11 protein-coding genes are annotated in these 21,045 nt (G+C 66.5%); 9 read left to right on the forward strand and 2 right to left on the reverse strand.

What is annotated here, in order from left to right:
• Positions 1-2 precede the first annotated feature (2 nt).
• Positions 3-800, forward strand: a complete 798-nt coding sequence (locus GFY24_RS26310; RefSeq protein ID WP_153807792.1) for an ABC transporter permease — start codon at positions 3-5, stop codon at positions 798-800.
• 434 nt (positions 801-1,234) lie between these two features.
• Here the strand turns inward: GFY24_RS26310 and GFY24_RS26315 are convergent, their stop codons facing one another.
• Both GFY24_RS26315 and GFY24_RS26320 read right to left on the reverse strand, forming a co-directional pair.
• Entirely contained in the window at positions 1,235-1,597 is a 363-nt protein-coding gene (locus tag GFY24_RS26315) for a hypothetical protein (RefSeq protein ID WP_153807793.1), read from the reverse strand.
• 330 nt (positions 1,598-1,927) lie between these two features.
• Positions 1,928-2,287 carry a DUF4254 domain-containing protein gene (locus GFY24_RS26320; protein ID WP_153807910.1) on the reverse strand — a complete coding sequence of 120 codons (360 nt, stop codon included), beginning with the start codon at positions 2,285-2,287 and terminating at the stop codon, positions 1,928-1,930.
• A gap of 262 nt (positions 2,288-2,549) precedes the next feature.
• Here GFY24_RS26320 and GFY24_RS26325 point away from each other — a divergent pair, with 262 nt between their 5' ends.
• The 8 genes from GFY24_RS26325 to GFY24_RS26360 all read left to right on the forward strand — a co-directional run bounded on the left by GFY24_RS26325 (position 2,550) and on the right by GFY24_RS26360 (position 21,030).
• Positions 2,550-3,413 carry a helix-turn-helix transcriptional regulator gene (locus tag GFY24_RS26325; RefSeq protein ID WP_153807794.1) on the forward strand — a complete coding sequence of 288 codons (864 nt, stop codon included), beginning with the start codon at positions 2,550-2,552 and terminating at the stop codon, positions 3,411-3,413.
• A gap of 149 nt (positions 3,414-3,562) precedes the next feature.
• On the forward strand, positions 3,563-4,027 hold the full coding sequence (locus tag GFY24_RS26330; protein ID WP_153807795.1) for an AMP-binding protein: 465 nt from the start codon (positions 3,563-3,565) through the stop codon (positions 4,025-4,027).
• Positions 4,028-4,090: 63 nt separating this feature from the next.
• Positions 4,091-17,368 carry a non-ribosomal peptide synthetase gene (locus GFY24_RS26335; protein WP_153807796.1) on the forward strand — a complete coding sequence of 4,426 codons (13,278 nt, stop codon included), beginning with the start codon at positions 4,091-4,093 and terminating at the stop codon, positions 17,366-17,368.
• Positions 17,369-17,370: 2 nt separating this feature from the next.
• A complete protein-coding gene (locus tag GFY24_RS26340) occupies positions 17,371-18,363 on the forward strand; it encodes an ATP-binding cassette domain-containing protein (protein ID WP_375336104.1) in 993 nt (330 codons plus the stop codon).
• Complete coding sequence (locus GFY24_RS26345; RefSeq protein ID WP_153807797.1) at positions 18,360-19,193, forward strand: ABC transporter permease; 834 nt, start codon at positions 18,360-18,362, stop codon at positions 19,191-19,193. Before GFY24_RS26340 ends, GFY24_RS26345 begins: the two co-directional genes overlap by 4 nt.
• A gap of 1 nt (position 19,194) precedes the next feature.
• Positions 19,195-20,025 (forward strand): ABC transporter permease, encoded by an 831-nt coding sequence (locus GFY24_RS26350; protein ID WP_153807798.1) that lies wholly within the window; start codon positions 19,195-19,197, stop codon positions 20,023-20,025.
• A 75-nt stretch (positions 20,026-20,100) separates the two neighbouring features.
• Positions 20,101-20,613, forward strand: coding sequence for a peroxynitrite isomerase (locus GFY24_RS26355; protein ID WP_153807799.1), 513 nt, complete (start codon positions 20,101-20,103; stop codon positions 20,611-20,613).
• Between the two features lie 210 nt (positions 20,614-20,823).
• Positions 20,824-21,030, forward strand: a complete 207-nt coding sequence (locus GFY24_RS26360; RefSeq protein ID WP_153807800.1) for a hypothetical protein — start codon at positions 20,824-20,826, stop codon at positions 21,028-21,030.
• Positions 21,031-21,045 lie beyond the last annotated feature (15 nt).

Genomic DNA, 21,045 nt, shown 5'->3' on the forward strand with positions numbered 1-21,045 from the left:
CCATGCTGGTATGGACTCGCCGCGGTCGCCTGACGGTGCTGGCCGTCTTCGCGCTCGTCGTCACCGTGGTCTTCGTGGCGCCCATCGCGACGGTGGTCGCGGCCGCCCTGGCCGGACACTGGACCGGCCCGCTCCCTTCGGATCTCGGCTTCGCCAATTTCGATCACGTGCTCTCCGGGGAAGAATCGGCCAGCCTCTCGGTCAGCCTGCAAACCGCCCTGCTGGCCGGCCTGATCTCCCTGATTCTGGGCACCTGGGCCGCCCTGGCCTCGCGTGCGGCCCCACAGTGGTTGCGCCGCACCACAGATGCGGTCTTCCACGTCCCGGTGGCGGTCCCCTCGGTAGCCATCGGCCTGGGCGTCCTCATCGCCTTCAACGAGCGCCCCCTCCTGCTCGGCGGCACCAAATGGATTGTCATCCTGGCCCACACGGTCCTGGTCCTGGCCTACGCCTTCAGCGGCGTCTCCGCCGCCCTGGACCGCCTCGACCCCGGCTACCAGCAAGCCGCCGAATCCCTCGGCGCGAGCCCCGCCCGAGTCCTCTTCCGAATCACCCTGCCGCTCTTACTCCCCGCCCTCGGCGCAGCAGCGGGCCTGGCCATAGCCCTCTCCATGGGTGAACTGGGCGCGACCATCATGGTCTACCCTGCCACCTGGAAAACCCTCCCCGTCAGCATCTTCGCCGCCACCGACCGCGGCGAAGTCTTCGACGCCGCCGCCAGTACCACCCTCCTGGTCCTGGTAACCCTCTTCGCCCTGATCATCCTGGGCCGCCTCAAGGGCCGCGCAGCCCTACGCTGACCGTCGGATCACCGCTCGTCCCAGTCGATCTGGCGCTCGTAGTCGGCCAGACCCGCGAGAACGACCGGGTCGGCCCGGTAGTCGGCTTTGGCTCGGTCGAGGAACTGCCGCATGATCGTGTCGTAGTGCTGGCCGCAGTAGTCGAGGGTCGGGTAGTGCTGTGACGCCTCGGCTGCCCGTGATACCCAGTGCGACAGGGGAATACGCCTCCCCCACCTGCCGCAGGATCACCAGTGTGGCGTCGACACCCATCAGGCTGACACCGCTGATCATGCAGTTGCAGTCGTAGAAACCCATTGCCGCCGAACCTCTTTCCCATCCAGACACTTCCAACATGCTGGGACAGTTCGAGAGGGGCGGCGCACACCAGATGGGCCGGTACCTTGGCAGTGGTACCGGCCCAGCTGTTCTCCGGTGAGGGATCGGTCCCGGAGTCAGAGGCCCGCGCGGGCGGAAAGTAAGGCGCGGGAGTGGGTTTCGTCGGTGTGCTGGATCAGGCCGGCGGCGAGGAGGCAGGCGGCGGCCAAATGCAGGGCGGTGGATTGGAGGGTGGTCAGGGTTTCGGTCAGAGAAACGGCTTTGGATTCGAAGCCGGTTCGTAGCTGGTGGGCGGAGTCGAAGTCGCCGAAGCCGCTGAGGGTTTGGATGCTGTGGGACTGCTCGACCTGTGGGTCGAGAGCATCGGCGAAGTGGAGGAAGTGGGTGGCGCACTCGCGGGCCACCGCGGGATCGAGGCGGAAGGTGCCGCCGCGGGCCTGGTCGTAGAGGTCGTCGGAGGTGGACTCGCCCGTATTCATGACAGCACTCCGTTCACACGGTGTCTGGGGCAGTGATTGTCTGGGGCAGTGATTGTGAAAAGCCTTTTTACACCCGCAATTTCGCGAATGACATATCAAGATTCACAGCGAAATGAATTACCGAGTCGAACCGCGATTCATAACGGGCGTGCCGCGCCAGTCGACCACGCGGCACGCCGGGCGGGGCGCCCCGTTGCGCCCGCCGTTCTTGGGGCGGGCGACGTCTCGCGGTTCGAGTGGGCTACTGGTCGGATAGCGCGACTCGGTTGACGTCACCGCTGGCGACAATGGTTCTGTAGCAATGCATCAATTGTGTCGATGCATTTGGAATCATTGTTCTGGTAAACGGCGACGGCCGCCGGCCACGTCGATTACGAGATCAGTGTAACCGTCAACTAGTTCGGCGAGATGGTACCAGTGTTTATGGGTGTTATCGCTGGCCGCGCCCTCATGGTCGATGACCTGGTTGGCTTCCACCCAGCTCATGGCCATGCGGTCGACCACCGCACCCAGACTTTCGGTGTGCAACAGCGCGCCGTTACGGTGCTGTGGCAGTTCCTGTTCCACCCATTCGTTGATATCGTCAACGAGTTCGGTGCGCCGACAATCGATCTCGGCGATCAACATGAGATCGCCTATCTCAGCACGGCGTTCGTGCAGCTCGGCCAGAGCGTGCGCGGTCCGGAGCAGAACTCGATCTTGAAAACGCCTGCCCTGGAAGGCACAGAGCAATTGTGGAGCCGTCGGCAAGACCCCTGCTATCGACATGGTCACCATGACCCCCCACAAGCACCCGACAACATCACTAATCGCACCAACATGATTGGTCTCCGGATTCAGCTATACCGCTCATCGGATCGGTTGTTCACGAATAGGGTAGCTGGATCATGCTCTTACAAATGCAAGAACGCAATACTGCGTTCGGGCTAGTGCGCCAGGCGAAAGGATTGTCATGGCAGGCAAGCGAACCGTGCTTACCGTCCGTTTGCGCAGGCTCGCGGCGATGCTCCACGAGATGCGCGAAACCGCCGGTCTCAGCAAAGAGGTGGTCAGCGCCAAAACCGGCATCAACGTCACCACGCTGTACCGCATCGAGACCGCGCAGGCCCGGCCACAGCGCCGCACCCTGACCGCGATGCTCGAGCTCTACGACATTCCCGAGCAGCAACGTACAGACGCCTTACAGTTGCTGGTCGACGCCCTGAAGCCAGGCATGGCAAGGTCTTTCGAGGATGCGGTCTCCGAGGTGTACGGCGCGTACATCAACTTCGAGGCCGAGGCGCTCTCGGCCCGCTTCTTCCAAGCCACCTTCATTCCCGGCCTGCTCCAGACCGAGGCGTACGCCAACGCGGTATACGAGACCACCATGCCGAAGATCTCCGAACAGGTTCGGGAACAACGGGTTCGGGCTCGCCTGGAGCGCTCGCGAGTGCTCGGCAAGCACGATCCGCTCGAACTGTGGGTGGTACTCGACGAGGCGGTGATCAAACGCCGCGTCGGTGGCAAGGAGGTGATGCGCCAGCAGTTCGATCAGTTGCTGGACCACACCAACAAGCGAAATGTCATCCTCCAGATCCTGCCCTTCGATGCCGGCGCGCACCCCGGCATGCTCGGCTCCTTCACACTCCTCGACTTCCCCGACCCCGCCGATCCCGAACTGGTGTACGTGGAGGGCATCGCGAGCGACGAGTTGATCGAGGGCCACCCCGAGGTCCGCCGCTACGGCGTCATGTTCGACCAATTGCGCGCCATGGCGCTGAGCCCGCGCGACTCCATCACCATGATCGAGCAGGCCATCGAGGAAATGGGCAGATGATCAAATACCCACCCTAGGTGGGTAAAGGGTCACCCCCGGAGCGGTGATCGGCAGTACTGAGGTTGCTGTCCGATCGAACCGAATGCGACGACAGTTGGAGACATCCCCAACAGCACCACGTAGCCGCATCTCCGAGAGGATGATTACCAATGTGCAAGCCGGTCGAATCGCCCGTAGCCACCCTCGTTCCCCTGCGTACGAGCGCGCAGCCGCTTGCCGACCAGGCCGATCCGGCGGCAGTGGCCGCCAGTGTCGGCGACTGCGAGCTGACCTATGCCGAGCTGGACCGCTGGTCCAACCGGATGGCCCGCATGCTGATCAACCTCGGCGCCCGCCCCGGCACCCGGGTCGCCATCGCCGGCACCCCGCAGCTGGAGTCCATCGTGGCCCGCGAGGCCATTACCAAGACCGGTGCCACCCCGGTGCCCTACACCACCGAAATCACCACCACCCGTGTGGATTTCGGCATTACCACCAAGGACGAGCGGGACCGCTTCGGCGATACCGCCCACTGGCTGGTCCTGGACGAGCGCTCCACCCTGATCCAGTACCTGACCGGCTCGGATGCCCCGATTTCGGCCACCGAGCTGCATATGGCCCGTATGGCCTCCTGACCCGCCGAGCCGAGCACCGGCGACCCGCGATCCGTCGAATCACCCGAGCACGCAGGATGTTTCATGGTTTCCAGCTCCGCCGCCTCCGCCTTCGCCCTGTCCGCCGCGCAACGTGGCATCTGGTTCGCCCAGCAGCTGGCGCGTGACACGCCGATCTCCATCGCCCAGTACGTCTCGTTCGACGGCCCGGTGAATGTGGAGGTGCTGGCCGATGCGGCGCGGCAGGCCGGGCGCGAGTTCGGCACCGGGTACCTGCGCCTGCTGGAGATCGACGAGCTGCCCTGGCAGCTCGTCGACACCAGCCTCGACGACCGTATTCTCACCATCGATCTGAGCGGCGCACCCGATCCGGATGCCGCCGCACAGGCGTGGATGCGCGCGGAGTACACCGCACCCCTGGACCTCACCAAGGACCGGCTGTGCACGGTGGCCATGCTCAAGCTGGCCGAGAACAGGTGGTTCTGGTACTCGCGACTACATCACATCCTGCTCGACGGCGTCGGCGCGCTCACCATGCTGCAGCGCACGTCGGAGCTGTACAACACCTGGGTCACCGGGCAGGAGGCACCGGAGGGCAAGGCCGAACCGCTCCGCAATATTGTCGAAGCCGATGTGGCATACCGGAATTCGGATCGCATCAATGCCGATCGGGAGTACTGGAAACAGCATCTGGACGGCATGCCCGAGCCGGTGTACCTCGGAAAGCACGCCGGGGCGGTCGACGCACACCCACGACTGCTCAGCGGCGCGCTGCCGGACGAGACCGCGGCCCTGCTCGACGCCGTCACCACCGAACTCACCACCAGTGCCGCACCCGTGGTGGTGGCCGCCTTCGGCGCCTTCGTCGGGGCCATGACCGGCAGCGGTGAAATCGTGCTCAGCCTGCCGGTCTCCGGCCGCACCACCGCGGCATTGCGGCGCTCGGGCGGTATGGTCGCCAATGTGGTGCCACTGCGACTGCATCCCGCGCCCTCGGCCACAATCGGCGAACTCATTCGCGCCACCCAGGGTGAACTGACGGCGGCGCTGCGCCGGCAGCGGTATCGGCAAGAGGACATTATTCGCGACCTCGGCTGGGCCATGGACGAGATCGCCGGATTCGGGCCGACCGTGAACCTCATGCTGGCCGACACCCGCATCCTGCTCGGCGGTGTCACCGGACAGCTGCACGTGCTGACCTCGGGACTCATCGACGACCTGTTCGTCAATGTGTATCCCGGCATCGGCGGCGAACGCACCCATATCGACTTCCAGGCCAACCCCAACCGGTACGACGATGAGGAACTGGCGGGACTGCACGCGCGGTTCCTGGAATTCCTGCACCGCTTCCTGGCGGGTGGGCAGAGCGCACCACTGGCCGGAGTCACCGCGCTGTCGGCGGCCGAATACACCGAACTCGTTCCGGCACAGGGGCGTAAGGGTGTGAATCCGCGCAGTCTGCCCGAGATTCTCACCGCCGGAGCCCTGTTGGATCCGTCCGCGATCGCCATGCGCGCCGACGGCACCGCCTTCACCTATCGCGAGGTCACCGAATACACCAATCGACTGGCCCGGGTGCTCATCGAGGCGGGCGCGGGACCCGAACGGGCCGTGGCGATCTCGATTCCGCGTTCGGAGGAGTCGGTGCTGGCCATGATCGCGGTGGCGCAGACCGGGGCGGCATTCGTGCCCATCGATCCCGGATATCCGACCGATCGCATCGAACATATGCTCACCGACAGCGGCGTGGTCGCCGGGGTGACCGTGGCCGCCGCGCGCGATGCGCTGCCGGATCGGGTGCAGTGGCTGGTGCTCGATACCGAGTCCACCGAAACACGCATGGCCGCAGCGGATTCCGGTGCGATCACCAATGGCGACCGGAGCGCACCCGTCCGGGTCGATCAGCTGGCCTATCTCATCTACACCTCCGGTTCGACCGGGCTGCCCAAGGGCGTCGGGGTCACCCATCGGGGACTGGCCAACCTGGCCACCGGCTCCGGGGCCGCATTCGGTGTCGCCTCGGATGCCGTTATGGCGCATGCCGTTTCGCCGAGCTTCGATATCTCGGTCGAGGAACTATTGGTCGCCCTGGCGGTGGGGGCCACGGTGGCGGTGGTGCCGCCCGCCGCATACGCCGGCGAGGAGCTCGCGCGGGTACTGCGCACCCTGGAGGTCACACATCTGAATGTGACTCCGGCCGTGGCGGGTTCGCTGGAGCCGGATACCCTGCCGCGGCTGCGCACGGTGGTGGTCGGCGGTGATTCCTGCCCGCCGGAGTTGCCGGTGCGCTGGACCGGGCGTTCGGTGCTCAATGGCTACGGCCCCACCGAGACCACCGTGACCGCGACACTCAGTGCGCCACTCACGCCCGGTGCGCCCATCACCATCGGTAAACCCGCACGCGGTGTGCGGGCGGTGGTACTGGATCCCTGGCTGCGGCCGGTGCCGCCCGGGGTGACGGGTGAACTGTATTTGAGCGGGCCGGGTGTGGCGCGTGGCTATCACCAGCGAATCGCCTTCACCGCCGAACGATTCGTCGCCGATCCGTACTCGCCCGGCGAGCGCATGTATCGCACCGGGGATCTGGTGCGCTGGCGGCGGCGCGGCGGACACAGCGAGCTCGAGTACGCCGGGCGCGGGGACACCCAGGTGAAGGTGCGCGGATTCCGTATCGAGCTCGGTGAGGTGGATGCTGCGGTGGCCCGGCACGCGGGCGTGGAATCGGTGGTCACCATCGGGGCGACCACACCGGGTGGCGCGACCGCGCTGGTGTCGTACGTGCTCGCCGCGCAGGGGTCGGCGGTCGATCCGGAAGCGGTGAAAGCCACTGTGGCCCATCACCTTCCGTCCCATATGGTGCCGTCGGTGGTCATGGTGCTCAATACCTTCCCGCTCACCCCGGCGGGCAAGGTGGATCGCAAGGCCCTGCCGCAACCGGAGTTCGGTGCGCGCACCCGAACCGGCCGCGCACCAGAAGGCGAGCGGGAACGCATAATCGCCGCCATCTTCGCCGAGGTGCTGGGCACCGAGGATATCGGCGCGGACGACAATTTCTTCGCGCTCGGCGGCGACAGCATTATCGCCATCCAGCTGGTGGCACGGGCCAAGACCGCCGGGCTGGCGCTGCGGGCGCGAGATGTGTTCGAGCACAAGACCATTGCCGGGCTGGCGCTGGCGGCCACCGAGGTGACCACACCCGTTGTGCAGGAGTTGCCGGGCGGCGGTATCGGCCGGGTGCCGCTCACGCCGATCGTGTACGACATGCTCGAGCATGGTGAGGCGTGGCAGCGGTACGCGCAGGCGGTGTTGATCGGACTCCCCCGTGGGGTGGATCGCGCGCAACTCGTCTCGGCCGTGCAGGCACTGCTGGATCGGCATGATCTCTTGCGCAGCACACTCAAACGCACCGATGACGACTGGGAATGGCTGGTCGGCGAACCCGGCTCGGTACATGCCGAATCGCTCGTCGACGTCTCGCACGCACCCACCGGCCGCGATGGTGCGGCCGAGCTGGAACACGCGGCGGACCTGCTCGATCCGGCCGCCGGGATCATGGCCCGGTTCGTGCTCATCGAGCCGCCCGATACCGATCCGCTGCTGTGGATCGTGCTGCACCACCTCGTCAGCGACGGGGTGACCTGGCGAATCCTGTTGCCGGACTTGGCCACCGCATGGGCCGGGGTCGCGCTGCAACCGGTGGGGACCTCGTTCCGGCGGTGGGCGCACGGACAGCAGGAGCAGGCTGCGGAGCGGACGGCGGAACTGCCGCTGTGGCAGGAGATACTGGCGACTCCGGATCCGCCGATCGGTGCCCGCGGGTTCGATGCCGGGATCGACACCGTGGCCACCATGGGGCAGCTGCGGACCACCATCGATGCCGAAACCTCTTCGGCCGCATTGGAACTCATTCCCGAGCGATTCCACTGCGGTGCCGATGACGCGCTGCTCACCGCGCTCGCACTCGCGGCGGCCCGCTGGCGCGGGAACAATCGCACCCTGCTCACCCTCGAAGGCCACGGCCGTGAAGAGGCGATCCTGCCGGGTGCGGATATCTCGCGCACCATCGGCTGGTTCACCAGCGTGTATCCGGTGGCGCTGGATCTGAGCGGCATCAATATCGACGACGCCCTACAGGGCGGACCGGCGGCCGGGACCGCGCTGAAAGCGGTGAAGGAGCAGTTGCGGGCGATTCCCGACAAGGGCGTCGGCTTCGGCATGCTGCGGTACCTGAATCACGATACCGCACAGGCACTTTCGGGTGTGCCGACACCGCAGCTCAGTTTCAACTACCTCGGCCGCACCGGGGCGGGTGTGGCGGAGGCCGACACCCCATGGCTGCCCAAATATTTCGATGCCACCAATGACGCTGCCGCACCCCTCGCGGCAGCCGTCGATATCAATGCCATTCACACCGACGCCGGACTCGAGGTCACCTGGGCGTACGCCACGGGACTGCTCGGCGAAGCACAGGTACGCGAATTCGCCGAACTGTGGGCGGCGGCCCTGACCGCACTCACCAGCCATGCCCGGCGGTCGCGGGCGGGCGGGCATACGCCGTCGGACTTCCCCCTGGTCTCCGTCTCACAGCCGAATATCGAAGTGTGGGAACGGGATTACGAGCGACTCACCGATGTCTGGCCACTGTCACCGCTGCAGTACGGACTGCTGTTCCATGCCCGCTACGACACCGATACCGCCGACGGATACACCGTGCAGACCCGGCTGGGTTTGGCCGGGCGAGTGGATGGCGCACGCCTGCACAGCGCCGCGCAGAGCCTGCTGGACCGGCACGATGTGCTGCGCGTCGTATTCACCGAGACGGCAGCGGGACCGCGGCAACTCCTCCTCGGTGCGACCGAACTCCCTTGGCAGGAAATCGATCTCACCGATATCGAGGATGCCGGTGAGCGAGCACGCGAGCTGGAGCGGTTGATCGCCGTCGACGCGGGCACCCGCTTCGACCTGGCCCGGCCGCCACTACTGCGGTTCAGCCTGATTCGCACCGGCGACGAGGCGTTCACACTGCTCATGACCAATCACCATCTCGTGCTGGATGGCTGGTCGACGCCCCTCGTAGTCCGCGAACTGCTCGCCGGTTACCTGTCCGCCGTCACCGGGCAGCAGCTCATCGGCGCACCCCCGCACTCCTATCGCGAATTCCTGGCCTGGCTCGGCGAACAGGATGATGCCGCCTCCATGAACGCGTGGACCGAGGCGCTCGCGGGCGTGGACTCACCCACCCGGGCGGTACCGAGTCTCGCGGGCATCGAATCCACCGAATCCGGCATGGTGACAATCGATTTCGGTCCCGCGCAACTGGCGCGACTGGAGACCACCGTGCGCGCCGCCGGGGCCACCGTGAATACGGCGGTGCAGACCGCCTGGGCGCTGCTGCTGGCCATGGTCACCGGGCGCACCGATGTGGTGTTCGGCGGCACCGTCTCCGGACGGCCGCCGCAGCTGGCCGGGGTCGAGGAGATGATCGGGCTCTTCATCAATACCCTGCCGGTGCGGGTGCGCCTGGATCCCGGTGAGCAAGTGGCGGATCTGCTCGCCCGCGTCCAGGACGAACAGGCGCGGCTGCTGGATCATCAGCATGTCGGGCTGGCCGCCATTCACCAGGCCGTCGGACTGCCGGAGCTGTTCGACACCCTCACCGTCTTCGAGTCGTATCCGATCGACCGCGAAACACTCTCGCAGGCAATGGATATCGCCGGCATGCGGATACTCGAGGTCTCCGGCACCGACGCCACGCCCTATCCCTTGAACCTCATGGTGATTCCGCAGCGGGCCGCCGACGGAGCCGAAAGCCTGCAGATCACCGTGAAATTCATGGCCGATCAGCTGTCCGAGGCCGAGGCCCGGCGACTGCTCGAACGCTTCGGCTACCTGCTCACCCAGATCTCCAATGCCCCACAGCATCGGGTCGCCCAGCTACAGCACTGTGAGCCCGCCGAACGCAGGCAACTGCTGCCGGTGCGCGGCGGCGATCCGGTACCCATGCGCACACTGCCCGAAATCCTCGGTGCGGGAGCGCGAGTCAATCCGGACGGTATCGCCATCAGCTCCGGCACGCTCACCATGACCTATCGCGATCTCGACGCCTGGTCCAATCGATTCGCGCGAGTGCTGTTGCGGCGCGGTGTGGGCCGAGAGATCTTCGTGGTGCTGGCGCTCACGCGCTCGGTGGAATCCATTGTGGCGGTGTGGGCGCTGGCCAAGACCGGCGCGGCGTTCCTGCCGCTGGACCCCAACTATCCGGTGGAGCGGATCGAACACATTCTCACCGACTCGCGTGCACCCATCGGGGTGACGGTATGCGCGGTCGGCGAGACACTGCCGGGGAGTATCGACTGGCTGCTGCTGGATGATCTCAATACGATTCGCCGGGCTCTGACGGTGTCGGACGCGCCCATCACCGATGCCGAGCGTGGCGGTCCGATCGACCTGAATCAGGTTGCGTACCTTATCTATACGTCCGGTTCGACCGGCAAGCCGAAGGCGGTGCTGCTCAGTCATCGCGGGCTGGCCAATCTCGCCTCCTCGCAGGAGACCTTCCTCGATCTGAACGAGGAGTGCTCGCCGCTACAGGTGGCCTCCCCCAGTTTCGACGCCTCCGTGCACGAGATGTTCATGGCGCACGCCATGGGCGGGCGACTGGTGGTGTCGCCGCCGGATGTGTACGGCGGCAATGAACTCGAAGAACTCATGCGCACGCAGGGCGTGACGCACGCCGTCATCACGCCGTCCGTACTGGCCACCATGAATCCGGCCGGGCTCAGCGAGCTGCGCAACCTGACGGTCGCCGGTGAGGCGTCCGGGCCGGAGCTGGTCTCCGACTGGTCACCCGGTCGGCGCATGGTGAACCTGTACGGCCCAACGGAATTCAGCATCTGGGCCACCGGTCCGGGTGAACTGCGGCCCGGCGAGCCCATTACCATCGGCGCCCCCATTCGGGGTGCGGCCGCCATGGTCCTGGATACCTGGCTGCGGCCGGTGCCCATCGGTGTGACCGGCGAACTGTACCTGGCCGGGCCGGCCCTGGCGCGCGGCTACTTCAACCGATTCGGGCTCACCGCAACACGTTTCGTGACCAACCCGTACAGTGCGCCGGGAGCGCGGATGTACCGCACCGGTGACATGGTGCGCTGGGTCGAGATGAAGCACAACGGCGAGACCCGCTTGGAGCTGGAGTACCAGGGGCGCAGCGACTTCCAGGTCAAGATCCGCGGCCTGCGCATCGAACTCGGCGAGATCGACGCGGTACTCAATGCCGATGATCAGGTCGAGTACGCCGCCACCCTGGGCTGCCCGGGACCGGCGGGACAGACCGTACTGGTCTCCTATGTGGTCGGCCTGGCCGGACGAACCCTCGATACCGAACTGCTGCGCACCCGAGTCGCCTCCGCCCTGCCCGGATACATGGTGCCGAGCTACATCATCGAACTCGATGACGTGCCACTCACCCCCGTCGGCAAACTCGACCGAAACGCCCTGCCCGCACCGGATTTCAGCAGTCTGCAGGAGCGCTACCTCGCCCCGCGCACCGCCGTCGAAACCGCGGTGGCCGAGGTATTCGCCGAGGTACTCGGAGTCGAGAAGGTCAGCATCGATCGCTCCTTCTTCGAACTCGGCGGCAATTCGCTCAGCGCCACCCGGGTGATAGCGCGCGTCAATGCCGCACTCGGCGCGACCATCGCCCTGCGCGACCTCTTCGACGCACCCACCGCCGCCCAACTCTCCGCACGCGTGGTGCCCGCGGGCGAGGGCTTCGGCCGCCCGGTGCTCGCGACCCGCATTCGCCCGGACCGCATTCCGCTCTCCCCCGCGCAGCAGCGCATGTGGGTGATGAACCGCCTCGACCCGACCTCGGCGGCCTACAACATCTCAGTTGCCTTGCGCCTCACCGGCGAACTCGAGGTCTCGGCGCTGCACCAAGCCGTCATCGATGTGGTGACCCGGCATGAAACCCTACGTACCATCTACCCCGCCGATGCCGATGGCCCACGCCAGGTGGTCGTCAGCGTGGACGCCGCCGCGCTCGATCTGCAAGTTATCGATACCGAAGACGGTGCGGCACTTGCGGATCGGATCGCCGCCGTCACCGGCACGGGCTTCGACCTGACCCGGGAACCGCCATTGCGGGTGGGGCTGTTCCGTATAGTCCCAGATCCCACGGCGGCCACGGTCCCCGATCCCACGGCGACCAGCACCGGCGCGACTGCCGACGAAGCCGAGCCCAGCACATATGTGGTGGTGCTCGTCGTGCACCATGTGAGCGCGGACGGTACCTCCATGGCACCGCTCGCGACAGATCTCATGGCGGCGTATCTCGCGCGGACCAGCGGTGCGAGCCAAGGGCTGCCGCCGCTGCGCGTACAGTACGCGGACTACTCGCTGTGGCAGCGCGAGCTGCTCGGGGATGAGCAGGCCGCGGATTCGCTTGCCGCCCAGCAGATCCGGTACTGGGGCGAACGTCTCGCCGCGACTCCCGATGTGCTCGAATTGCCGACGGATCGGCCGCGACCGGCCACCCAGACCATGAGCAGCGCCGATCTGCCGTTCACCGTACGGCCCGAATTACACAGCGCCCTCACGGCTTTGGCGGCGCAGACCGAGTCCAGTCTCTTCATGGTGGTGCACGCCGCGCTGGCCGTACTGCTGTCCCGGCTGGCCGGCACACCGGACGTGCTGATCGGCACCGCCATCGCCGGGCGCGGGGATGCCGCGCTGGACGATCTGGTGGGGATGTTCGTGAACACCCTGGCATTGCGCACGCCGGTCGACGCGGATCGCGGCTTCCGCGAATTCCTTTCCACGGTAAGGACTTCGGACCTGGACGCGTTCGCGCACGCCGATGTCCCCTTCGAACGACTGGTACAGGTACTGGACCCGCCGCGCTCCACCGCACACCACCCGCTGTTCCAGGTAACACTGTCACTGCAGAACTTCAGCCTGCCCGAACTGGAATTCCCGGGTCTGCGGGTCACCGTGGAGCCCTTCGACCGCGACACCTCGCAGTTCGATCTGGCCTTCGACCTGCGCGATCCGCGCCCCGGCGCCGAACCGGGCGGACTGGAAGGCACGCTCACCTACGCCACCGATCTGTTCGACGCCGCCACCGCCGCACAACTGGTGGCCAGGTGGGAGCGATTGCTCGACGCCATTACCGCCGACCCGGATATCCGAATCTCCGATATCGACCTCATGGCCGCCGCCGAACGAACCGCCCTGGTACCGGTGCGCGGTCCGCGCGGTGGCTCGACCGGCACCCTCGCCGAGCTGCTCACCACGGCCTCGGCCTTCCACCCCGATCGCCCGGCCATCATCGCCGACGGGCGCACCATCAGCTACGGCGAACTCGAGGACGCCGCCGACCAACTCGCGGCACAGCTCTCGACCGCCGGAGCGAATGTCGAAACGGTGGTGGCACTGGCGCTTTCACGCGGCGCCGAACTACTCATCGCATTGCTGGCGACCGCCAAGACAGGTGCCGCGTTCCTGCCCATCGACCCACGACATCCTCTGGACCGCATCGACCACATGCTCTCGGACTCGGGTGCGGTGCTCGGCCTGACCACGGGCGCGCACCGGCCACTGCTGCCGAACTCCATCCACTGGCTGACCTTGGACTCGGAGAACGCGACCACCAGCAGGCACGGTGCGGCCGGATTCGCCTGGGGCAGTGCGGAATCCCGGTGGTCGGCGATCGAATCCGGGTGGTACTCGACCGATCGGGACATACATCCGGATCATCCGGCGTGGCTCATCTATACCTCCGGGTCGACGGGCACGCCCAAGGGCGTCTCGGTTTCACATCGCGGTATCGCCGATCTCGTGCGGGCACAGCACCACATGCTCGGTCTGAACTCGAATTCGCGAGTATTGCAGGTCGCCTCACCGAGTTTCGATGCCTCCGCGTTCGAGGCGCTCATGGCGTTCGGGGCGGGCGGGACCGCGGTGGTCGCACCACCCGATGTGTTCGGCGGTGACGCGCTGGCGGAACTCATTGCCACACACCGGGTTACCCACCTGGTGATCACGCCCTCCGCGCTGGCGACCATGGATCCGGCCGCGGTGCCGAGCGTGCGGGTGCTGGCGGTCGCCGGTGAAGCCATCGGACCGGACCTGGTCGGCCGCTGGGCGGCGGGTCGGATGCTGGTCAATCTCTACGGCCCGACCGAATTCACCATCTGGGCAACGACTTCCGATGTATTGCGGGCCGATCAGCCGGTCACCATCGGCCACCCGATTCGCGGTGCGGCCACGCTGGTGCTGGACGACCGGCTGCGGCCGGTCCCCATGGGCGTCGCGGGTGAGCTGTATCTGGCCGGTCCCGCGCTGGCTCGCGGCTATCACGCGCGACCCGGGCTGACCTCCGGCCGCTTCGTCGCCAATCCCTATGGGGGTCCGGGCGAACGCATGTACCGCACCGGCGATCTGGTCCGCTGGACCGGGGCACTGGCCTCGCCGCGCCTGGAGTATCTGGGCCGCACCGACTTCCAGGTCAAGGTACGCGGTCAGCGCATCGAACTCGGCGAGATCGACGCCGTACTGAACCGGGCCGACAAGGTCGAATTCGCTGTGACACTGGGCGTTCCAGGCCCGGGCGGGGCGACGGCGCTGGCCGCGTACCTGCTGCCCGAGCCCGGCGCCGCACTCGATATCGCGGCCGTGCGCGCGTATGCCACCGACAGCCTGCCCGGCTATATGGTGCCGACGGCCTTCGTGGTTTTGGACGCGATCCCACTGAATGCCGTCGGCAAGCTCGATCGAAAAGCCTTGCCGCAGCCGGTATTCGAGGCCGAGACCGAGTACCGCGCGCCCAGCACCGATACCGAAGCCAAGCTGGCGGTGATCGTGGCCGAACTCCTCGGCCGGGACCGCGTCGGCGTGCACGATTCGTTCTTCGCGCTCGGCGGCGACAGTATTCTGGCCATTCAGCTGGTGTCGCGAGCGCGGTTGCACGGCCTGGAACTCACGCCACTGCAGATCTTCGAGCATCGCACCGTCGCCGCCCTGGCCGCACTGGCCGATGCGGCGGGCGAGACGGTCGTACTGGAGGAACTCCCAGGCGGTGGCGTCGGCGACCTGCCGCTCACCCCGATCATGCGGTGGATGATCGAACGCGGCGGCGACTTCGGCCGATTCGCGCAGACCGCGGTCCTGGAGATGCCCGCCGGTATCACCCGGGAGCAGCTCGTCGCCACCGTGCGAGCCGTGGTCGATCAGCACGACATGCTGCGCGCCCAGCTCATGGAGGAGGACGGCGCGTGGTGGCTGCGCGCTCGGGAACCCGGCGCGGTCGATGTGGACGCGCTGCTGTACCGAGTGGAGTTCGATGCGGCGGGCAGCTCCGAGCTGCGCGAATACGCCCGCACCGAGCTCGATTCGGCCATGAGCCGACTCGATCCGGCCGCCGGGGTACTGCTGCAAATGGTGTGGCTCGATCCGGCTGTACCGACCGGTCGCTCCGGAAGATTGATCCTGATCGCCCACCATCTCGTAATAGATGGTGTGTCCTGGCGAATCCTGGTGCCCGACCTGATCGCCGCCTGGGCGCAGATCTCGGGTGGTGCGGAGCCCATGCTGACCGCCACCGGGACCTCCATGCGCAGGTGGGCACACGCCCTGCACGAGGAGGCGCACACCAGCACCCGGGTCGCCGAGCTCGAGCATTGGCGCGCACTCGCCGACACGCCCGATCCGCTCATCGGCCGGCGCGAACTCGACCCGGCGACCGATCTGATCGGCACCGTGCGCGCGGTCGATGTCGAGGCGGATGCCGAGGTGACCACCGCCCTGCTCACCACCCTGCCCGCGCTCTTCGGCGGCAGTGTCGAGGACGCCCTGCTGGCCACCCTCGCGCTCGCCATCCGGCGCTGGCGAACCCGTTCCGATGAGGAATCCGTACTCATTCGTATGGAGGGTCACGGACGGCAGCAGGAGATCATTCCGGGCGCGGATCTGTCCCGCACCATGGGCTGGTTCACCACGCTGTATCCGGTGCGGCTGGACCTACCGGGGATCGATATCGACGATGCCATCGACGGCGGACCGGCCATGGGCGCGGCCATCCGCGCGGTCAAACATCAGCTACTCGCGGTGCCGGACAAGGGGATCGGCTTCGGGCTGCTGCGCTACCTCAACCAGGACACGGCAGCCCAACTGCCGCACCGGGTTCCGGGCCGGATCGGCTTCAACTATCTCGGCCGCTATGCCGCCGCCGATATCCCCGCCGGACTGGAGGGACTCGGCTGGCTGCCCACCGAGGAATTCGGCGACCTGCACGCCACCGAAAACCCGGAGGTACCGGTCACCACCGAGATCGAGATCAATGCGGTGGTGGCGGACAACCGGCTCCAGGCCACCTTCACCTACCCCGACACCCTGCTGACCAGAGCGCGAGTCGCGACACTGGCCTGGCTGTGGATCGAAGCACTCACCGCCGCAGCACGTTTCGCCGAGACACCGGCGGCACAGGAGGCCGCGGAGGCGGAGTCGCATTACGTTGCCGAGCAGGCGCGCGCGGTACTCGCCGCGGCACAACCGGATTCGGCACCTGGACTAGGGCTGGACGTTGTGCTGCCCATCCGGCCCGGTGGCGATCAACCCGCCCTGTTCTGTATCCACCCGTCCTCCGGCATTGCCTGGACCTACCTCGGGCTGGCCGAGCTATTGCGTCCCGGCCGCCCCATTTACGGATTGCAGGCCCCCGACCTGTCCGGGGAACAGCATGCCCGCAGCATCGACGATTTCGCCGAACGCTACGCCCGGGAAATCCGCCGCCTGCAACCCGAAGGCCCATATCACCTGCTGGGCTGGTCTTTCGGCGGGCTCATCGCACACGCTATCGCCACCAAACTGGCGGCCACCGGCGCGGCGATGGGTGTGCTCACCCTGCTCGATGCCGACCACACCGATATCGACGGCGACAGTATCGAACCACTCACCGCCGGTTCCTTCGTCGCCGCCTTCGGCTCGGTCTTCGGCATCACCGATATGCCCGCCGACGCCACCGCGCAGGAGGCCGCCGACCTCATAGGTCAACGCATGGGCGGAGTTTCGCTCGTCGACGCGCTCACCCTGGAGCGCATGGCCGCCTCCTACAATGCCTCCGCCCGCACCCGCACCGGCTATCAACGACCCGTATTCCACGGGGACGCACTGTATTTCAGCGCCACAGTGGACACCTCGGATATCTTCGGGCCCGCCGGTTGGCGGCCCTGGATCACCGGCCGCATTACCAATCACGACATCGAAGTCGGCCACGATGAGCTGACCGCGCCGCACGCGCTCTCGGAAATCGCCCATGTCCTGGATAAGCACCTTCTCGACAAACACCTGGGAGAACAACCGTGACCATCACCGACAGCGTGACCGACGGCGTCATTGTCGAAGGCGTCGAGAAATCCTTCGGAGCCGTACAAGCCTTGCGCGGCATCACCTTCAAGGCCGCACCCGGCGAGGTACTCGGCATTCTCGGACCCAATGGCGCCGGGAAAACCACCATCGTCAATATTCTCTCCACCCTCATCGCACCCGATGCTGGACGCGCCTCGGTGGCGGGCCACGACGTGGTCACCGCCGCCGCCGAGGTACGGCGCAGCATTATGCTCACCGGCCAATTCGCCGCCCTCGACGACGCTTTGAACGGCTACGAGAACCTGGTCATGTTCGGGCGGCTGATGGGCCTGCGCAAACACGCCGCCCGCACCCGCGCCGAGGAACTCATCGAGGAATTCGATCTCAGCGCCGCCGCCAAACGCCGCGTCGGCACCTACTCCGGCGGTATGCGGCGGCGCATCGATATCGCCTGCGGACTGGTGGTGCGACCCGAGGTGGTCTTCCTCGACGAACCCACCACCGGACTGGATCCTCGTAGCCGCCAAGGGGTTTGGGACCTCGTCGGCGGATTCCGCAAACACGGGATCACCACCCTGCTGACCACGCAATACCTGGAAGAGGCCGACGCGCTCTGCGATCGGATCATTGTCATCGACCATGGCGTGGTCATCGCCAGTGGCACCGCCGACGAACTCAAGGCCCGCACCGGCGGCAGCTACTGCGAGATCGTGCCACTGCGCATGGAGGACCTGCCCGCCATCGCACTGGCACTGGGCGACCTGTTCCCCGAGACGAATCGCGAGGCGCTGCTGACCGGTGACGCGGACCGGGTGGCCATCCCCGCCCCCGAAGGCGCGAAAACCCTCGCCGAGGCGCTACGCCGACTCGACAGCACCGGAATGGAATTGGTCGATATCGCACTGCGGCGACCATCCCTCGACGAGGTATTCCTCACCCTCACCGGACATCTCACCGAGAAGCCCGCACCCAATGGAAAGGGCCGGTCATGACCACCGTGGCCACCACCCGCGACGCCTGGCTCACCAGCACCCGCGCCACCCCCGCCACCCTGCGGCAGTGGTGGGTGCTCACCGTGCGACTCATCGTGCCCGCCGTCACCACCGGCGAGATCATTACCGCGGTGCTCGCCCCGATCACCTTCACGGCCAGCTTCTACATCCCGCTCAATCGTGTAATGACGTTCGCCGGAACGGGATTCAGCAGTTACGCGCAGTTCATGGCACCCATCGTTATCCTGCAGGCCGCCGCTTTCACCGCCATCTCGGCCGCCTTCCGGGCCGCCACCGATATGGTCTCCGGACTGGATCGGCGCTTCGACGCCATGCCCATGCATCCGCTCATCCCGACCGCGGCACGCATGTCCGCCAATGCGTTTCGCTTGGTCATCGGACTCGTCGCGGCGCTGGTGAGCATTCACTTCATCGGCTTCCACTTCCACGCGGGCACCGCCAACACCATCGGATTCCTGGCCCTGGCCATGCTCATCGGCCTTGCCTTCAGCCTCGGCGCGGATGCGATCGGCACCGCCACCAAGAGCCCGGAGGCCACCACCCAGATGCTGGTGCTACCACCACTGATCCTCGGCATGCTCTCCACCGGACTCGCACCCGCCACCCAGTTCCCACACTGGGTACAGGCTTTCGTACGCAATCAGCCGGTCTCGCAATTCGCGTACGGGCTGCGCGCCCTCGGCGGCGACACCCGCGGCCACGCCGGTGAGGTGACCTGGTCGCTCATGACACCGCCGCTGCTGTGGGCGGCCGCGATCATCGTGATCTCGCTGTACTTCACCGTCCGACTGAACACGAAGAGGTCGTGACATGTCCGTCGAAACCACTCTCGCCGAACGCGATACCACCGACATCCTGCACGTGCGGGAATCCTCCGTCCCGGCGCTGCTGCGGCACACCTGGATTCAGACCCAGCGGCTACTACTGCGCTGGGTCCGCGACCCGATCACGCTGCTGGAGACGCTCATCGTCCCGTGTCTGCTGCTGCTCATGCTCAATACCGTGGTGGGAAGCCCGATTCAGAAGTTCTCCGGGCACAGCGCGCTCTACGGGTCCACACCCATGGTGACCCTGGTCGGCGCGCTGTCGGGGACCGTGGCCAGCGGCGTCATGCTCGGCCGCGAACGCGATGCCGGACTGCTCGCCCGCTTCTGGGTGCTGCCGGTGCATCGCGGCTCGGGGCTGGCCGCGCGGATTCTGGCCGAGGGCTGCCGCATCTTCTGCGGGACCATCATCATCGTCATCTTCGGCATGCTGCTCGGCTTCCGATTCCATCAGGGACCGCTCGCCACGTTCGTATTCCTTTGGCTGCCAGTATTTTTCGGCTTGGCCTTCGCCACCATGATTACCGCCATCGCCGTCTTCACCGCCAAGTCCACCCTCGTCGAGGGCGTGGCGCTGCTGTCCTCGCTACTGATGTTCTTCAGCACCGGATTCGTCCCGCTCGGCGCGTACCCGAATTGGATTCAACCGGTGGTGCGCAATCAACCCATGTCGGTCGCGGTCGACACCATGCGCGCACTAGCCGAGGGTGGTGCGCTCGCCCGGCCGCTCACGCTGACCTTTGCCTGGTCGATCGGCTTGATCGTCGTCTTCGCAATCCCCGCCGCCTACGGCTACCGGCGCGCCAGCCGACGCTGAATCCATCCAGGCCCCTTTCCGAAATTACCCGCCACACCGCGCGCCGACCGCCCGCCGGACCGCGCGCGGCGCACTATGCTGGCCGCCGTGCTCGAACCCCAATCGCCCATCGCGCCCCACCCGGATATCGCACACCTCGCGCCACTGCTCGGCACCTGGCGCGGCCGCGGACAGGGTGAGTACCCGACCATCAAGACCTTCGATTATCTGGAGGAGGTGGAGTTCGGCCATGTCGGCCGGCCCTTCCTCACCTATCGCCAGCGCACCCGCTCGGTCGACGACGGCCGCCCGATGCACAGCGAGACGGGTTACCTGCGCGCGCTGCCGGACGATCGGGTCGAGCTGATCCTCGCGCATCCAACCGGTATCACCGAGATCTGTGAGGGCCGACTGGTCTCCGATGACGAGGGCCTGCGCATCGAACTCGACTCCACCTCCATCGGCCGCAGCTCGAGCGCCAAACCGGTGACCGCACTCGGCCGCACCCTCACCGTCGCCGGGAACACGCTCAGCTACACGCTGCGAATGGCGGCGGTGGAACAACCGCTGCAGCATCATCTCGCGGCCACCATGCAACGGGAGAACTGAGAACTTTTCTTCGCGTCCAACCACCATGTGACCTGCCGCACTTCACCTTCACGAGTGCGCGGGGTCACACCGATGGGTTGCTTTCGGCATGATTGTCGGATTACCGTTCCTTACGGTGGCAAATAGTCAGCCACCTCTAATGAGCATCGGTTATCCGGAACTGACCGTTCGGAACCCATCACTCATTCCTCCTGAACAAGGGAGTTGGACATGAAGCGTTCGGCCCTCCTGCTACTCACCACCGCGGGCATGGTTCTCGCCGGAGCCGGTGTCACCGAGATTCTCGGCGACGCCTCCACCGCCAGCCCGCCTTCCGGACAGACCCTCGCAGCACAGCACTACATCACCGATACCGCCCTGGGGGAGATTCAGCCATCAGCCTGCGTGCACATCGCACCCACGCCGTCCGATCGCTGAGTCTGCTTTTTCCCC

The organism is Nocardia sp. SYP-A9097 (assembly GCF_009649815.1).
GTDB lineage: Bacteria > Actinomycetota > Actinomycetes > Mycobacteriales > Mycobacteriaceae > Nocardia.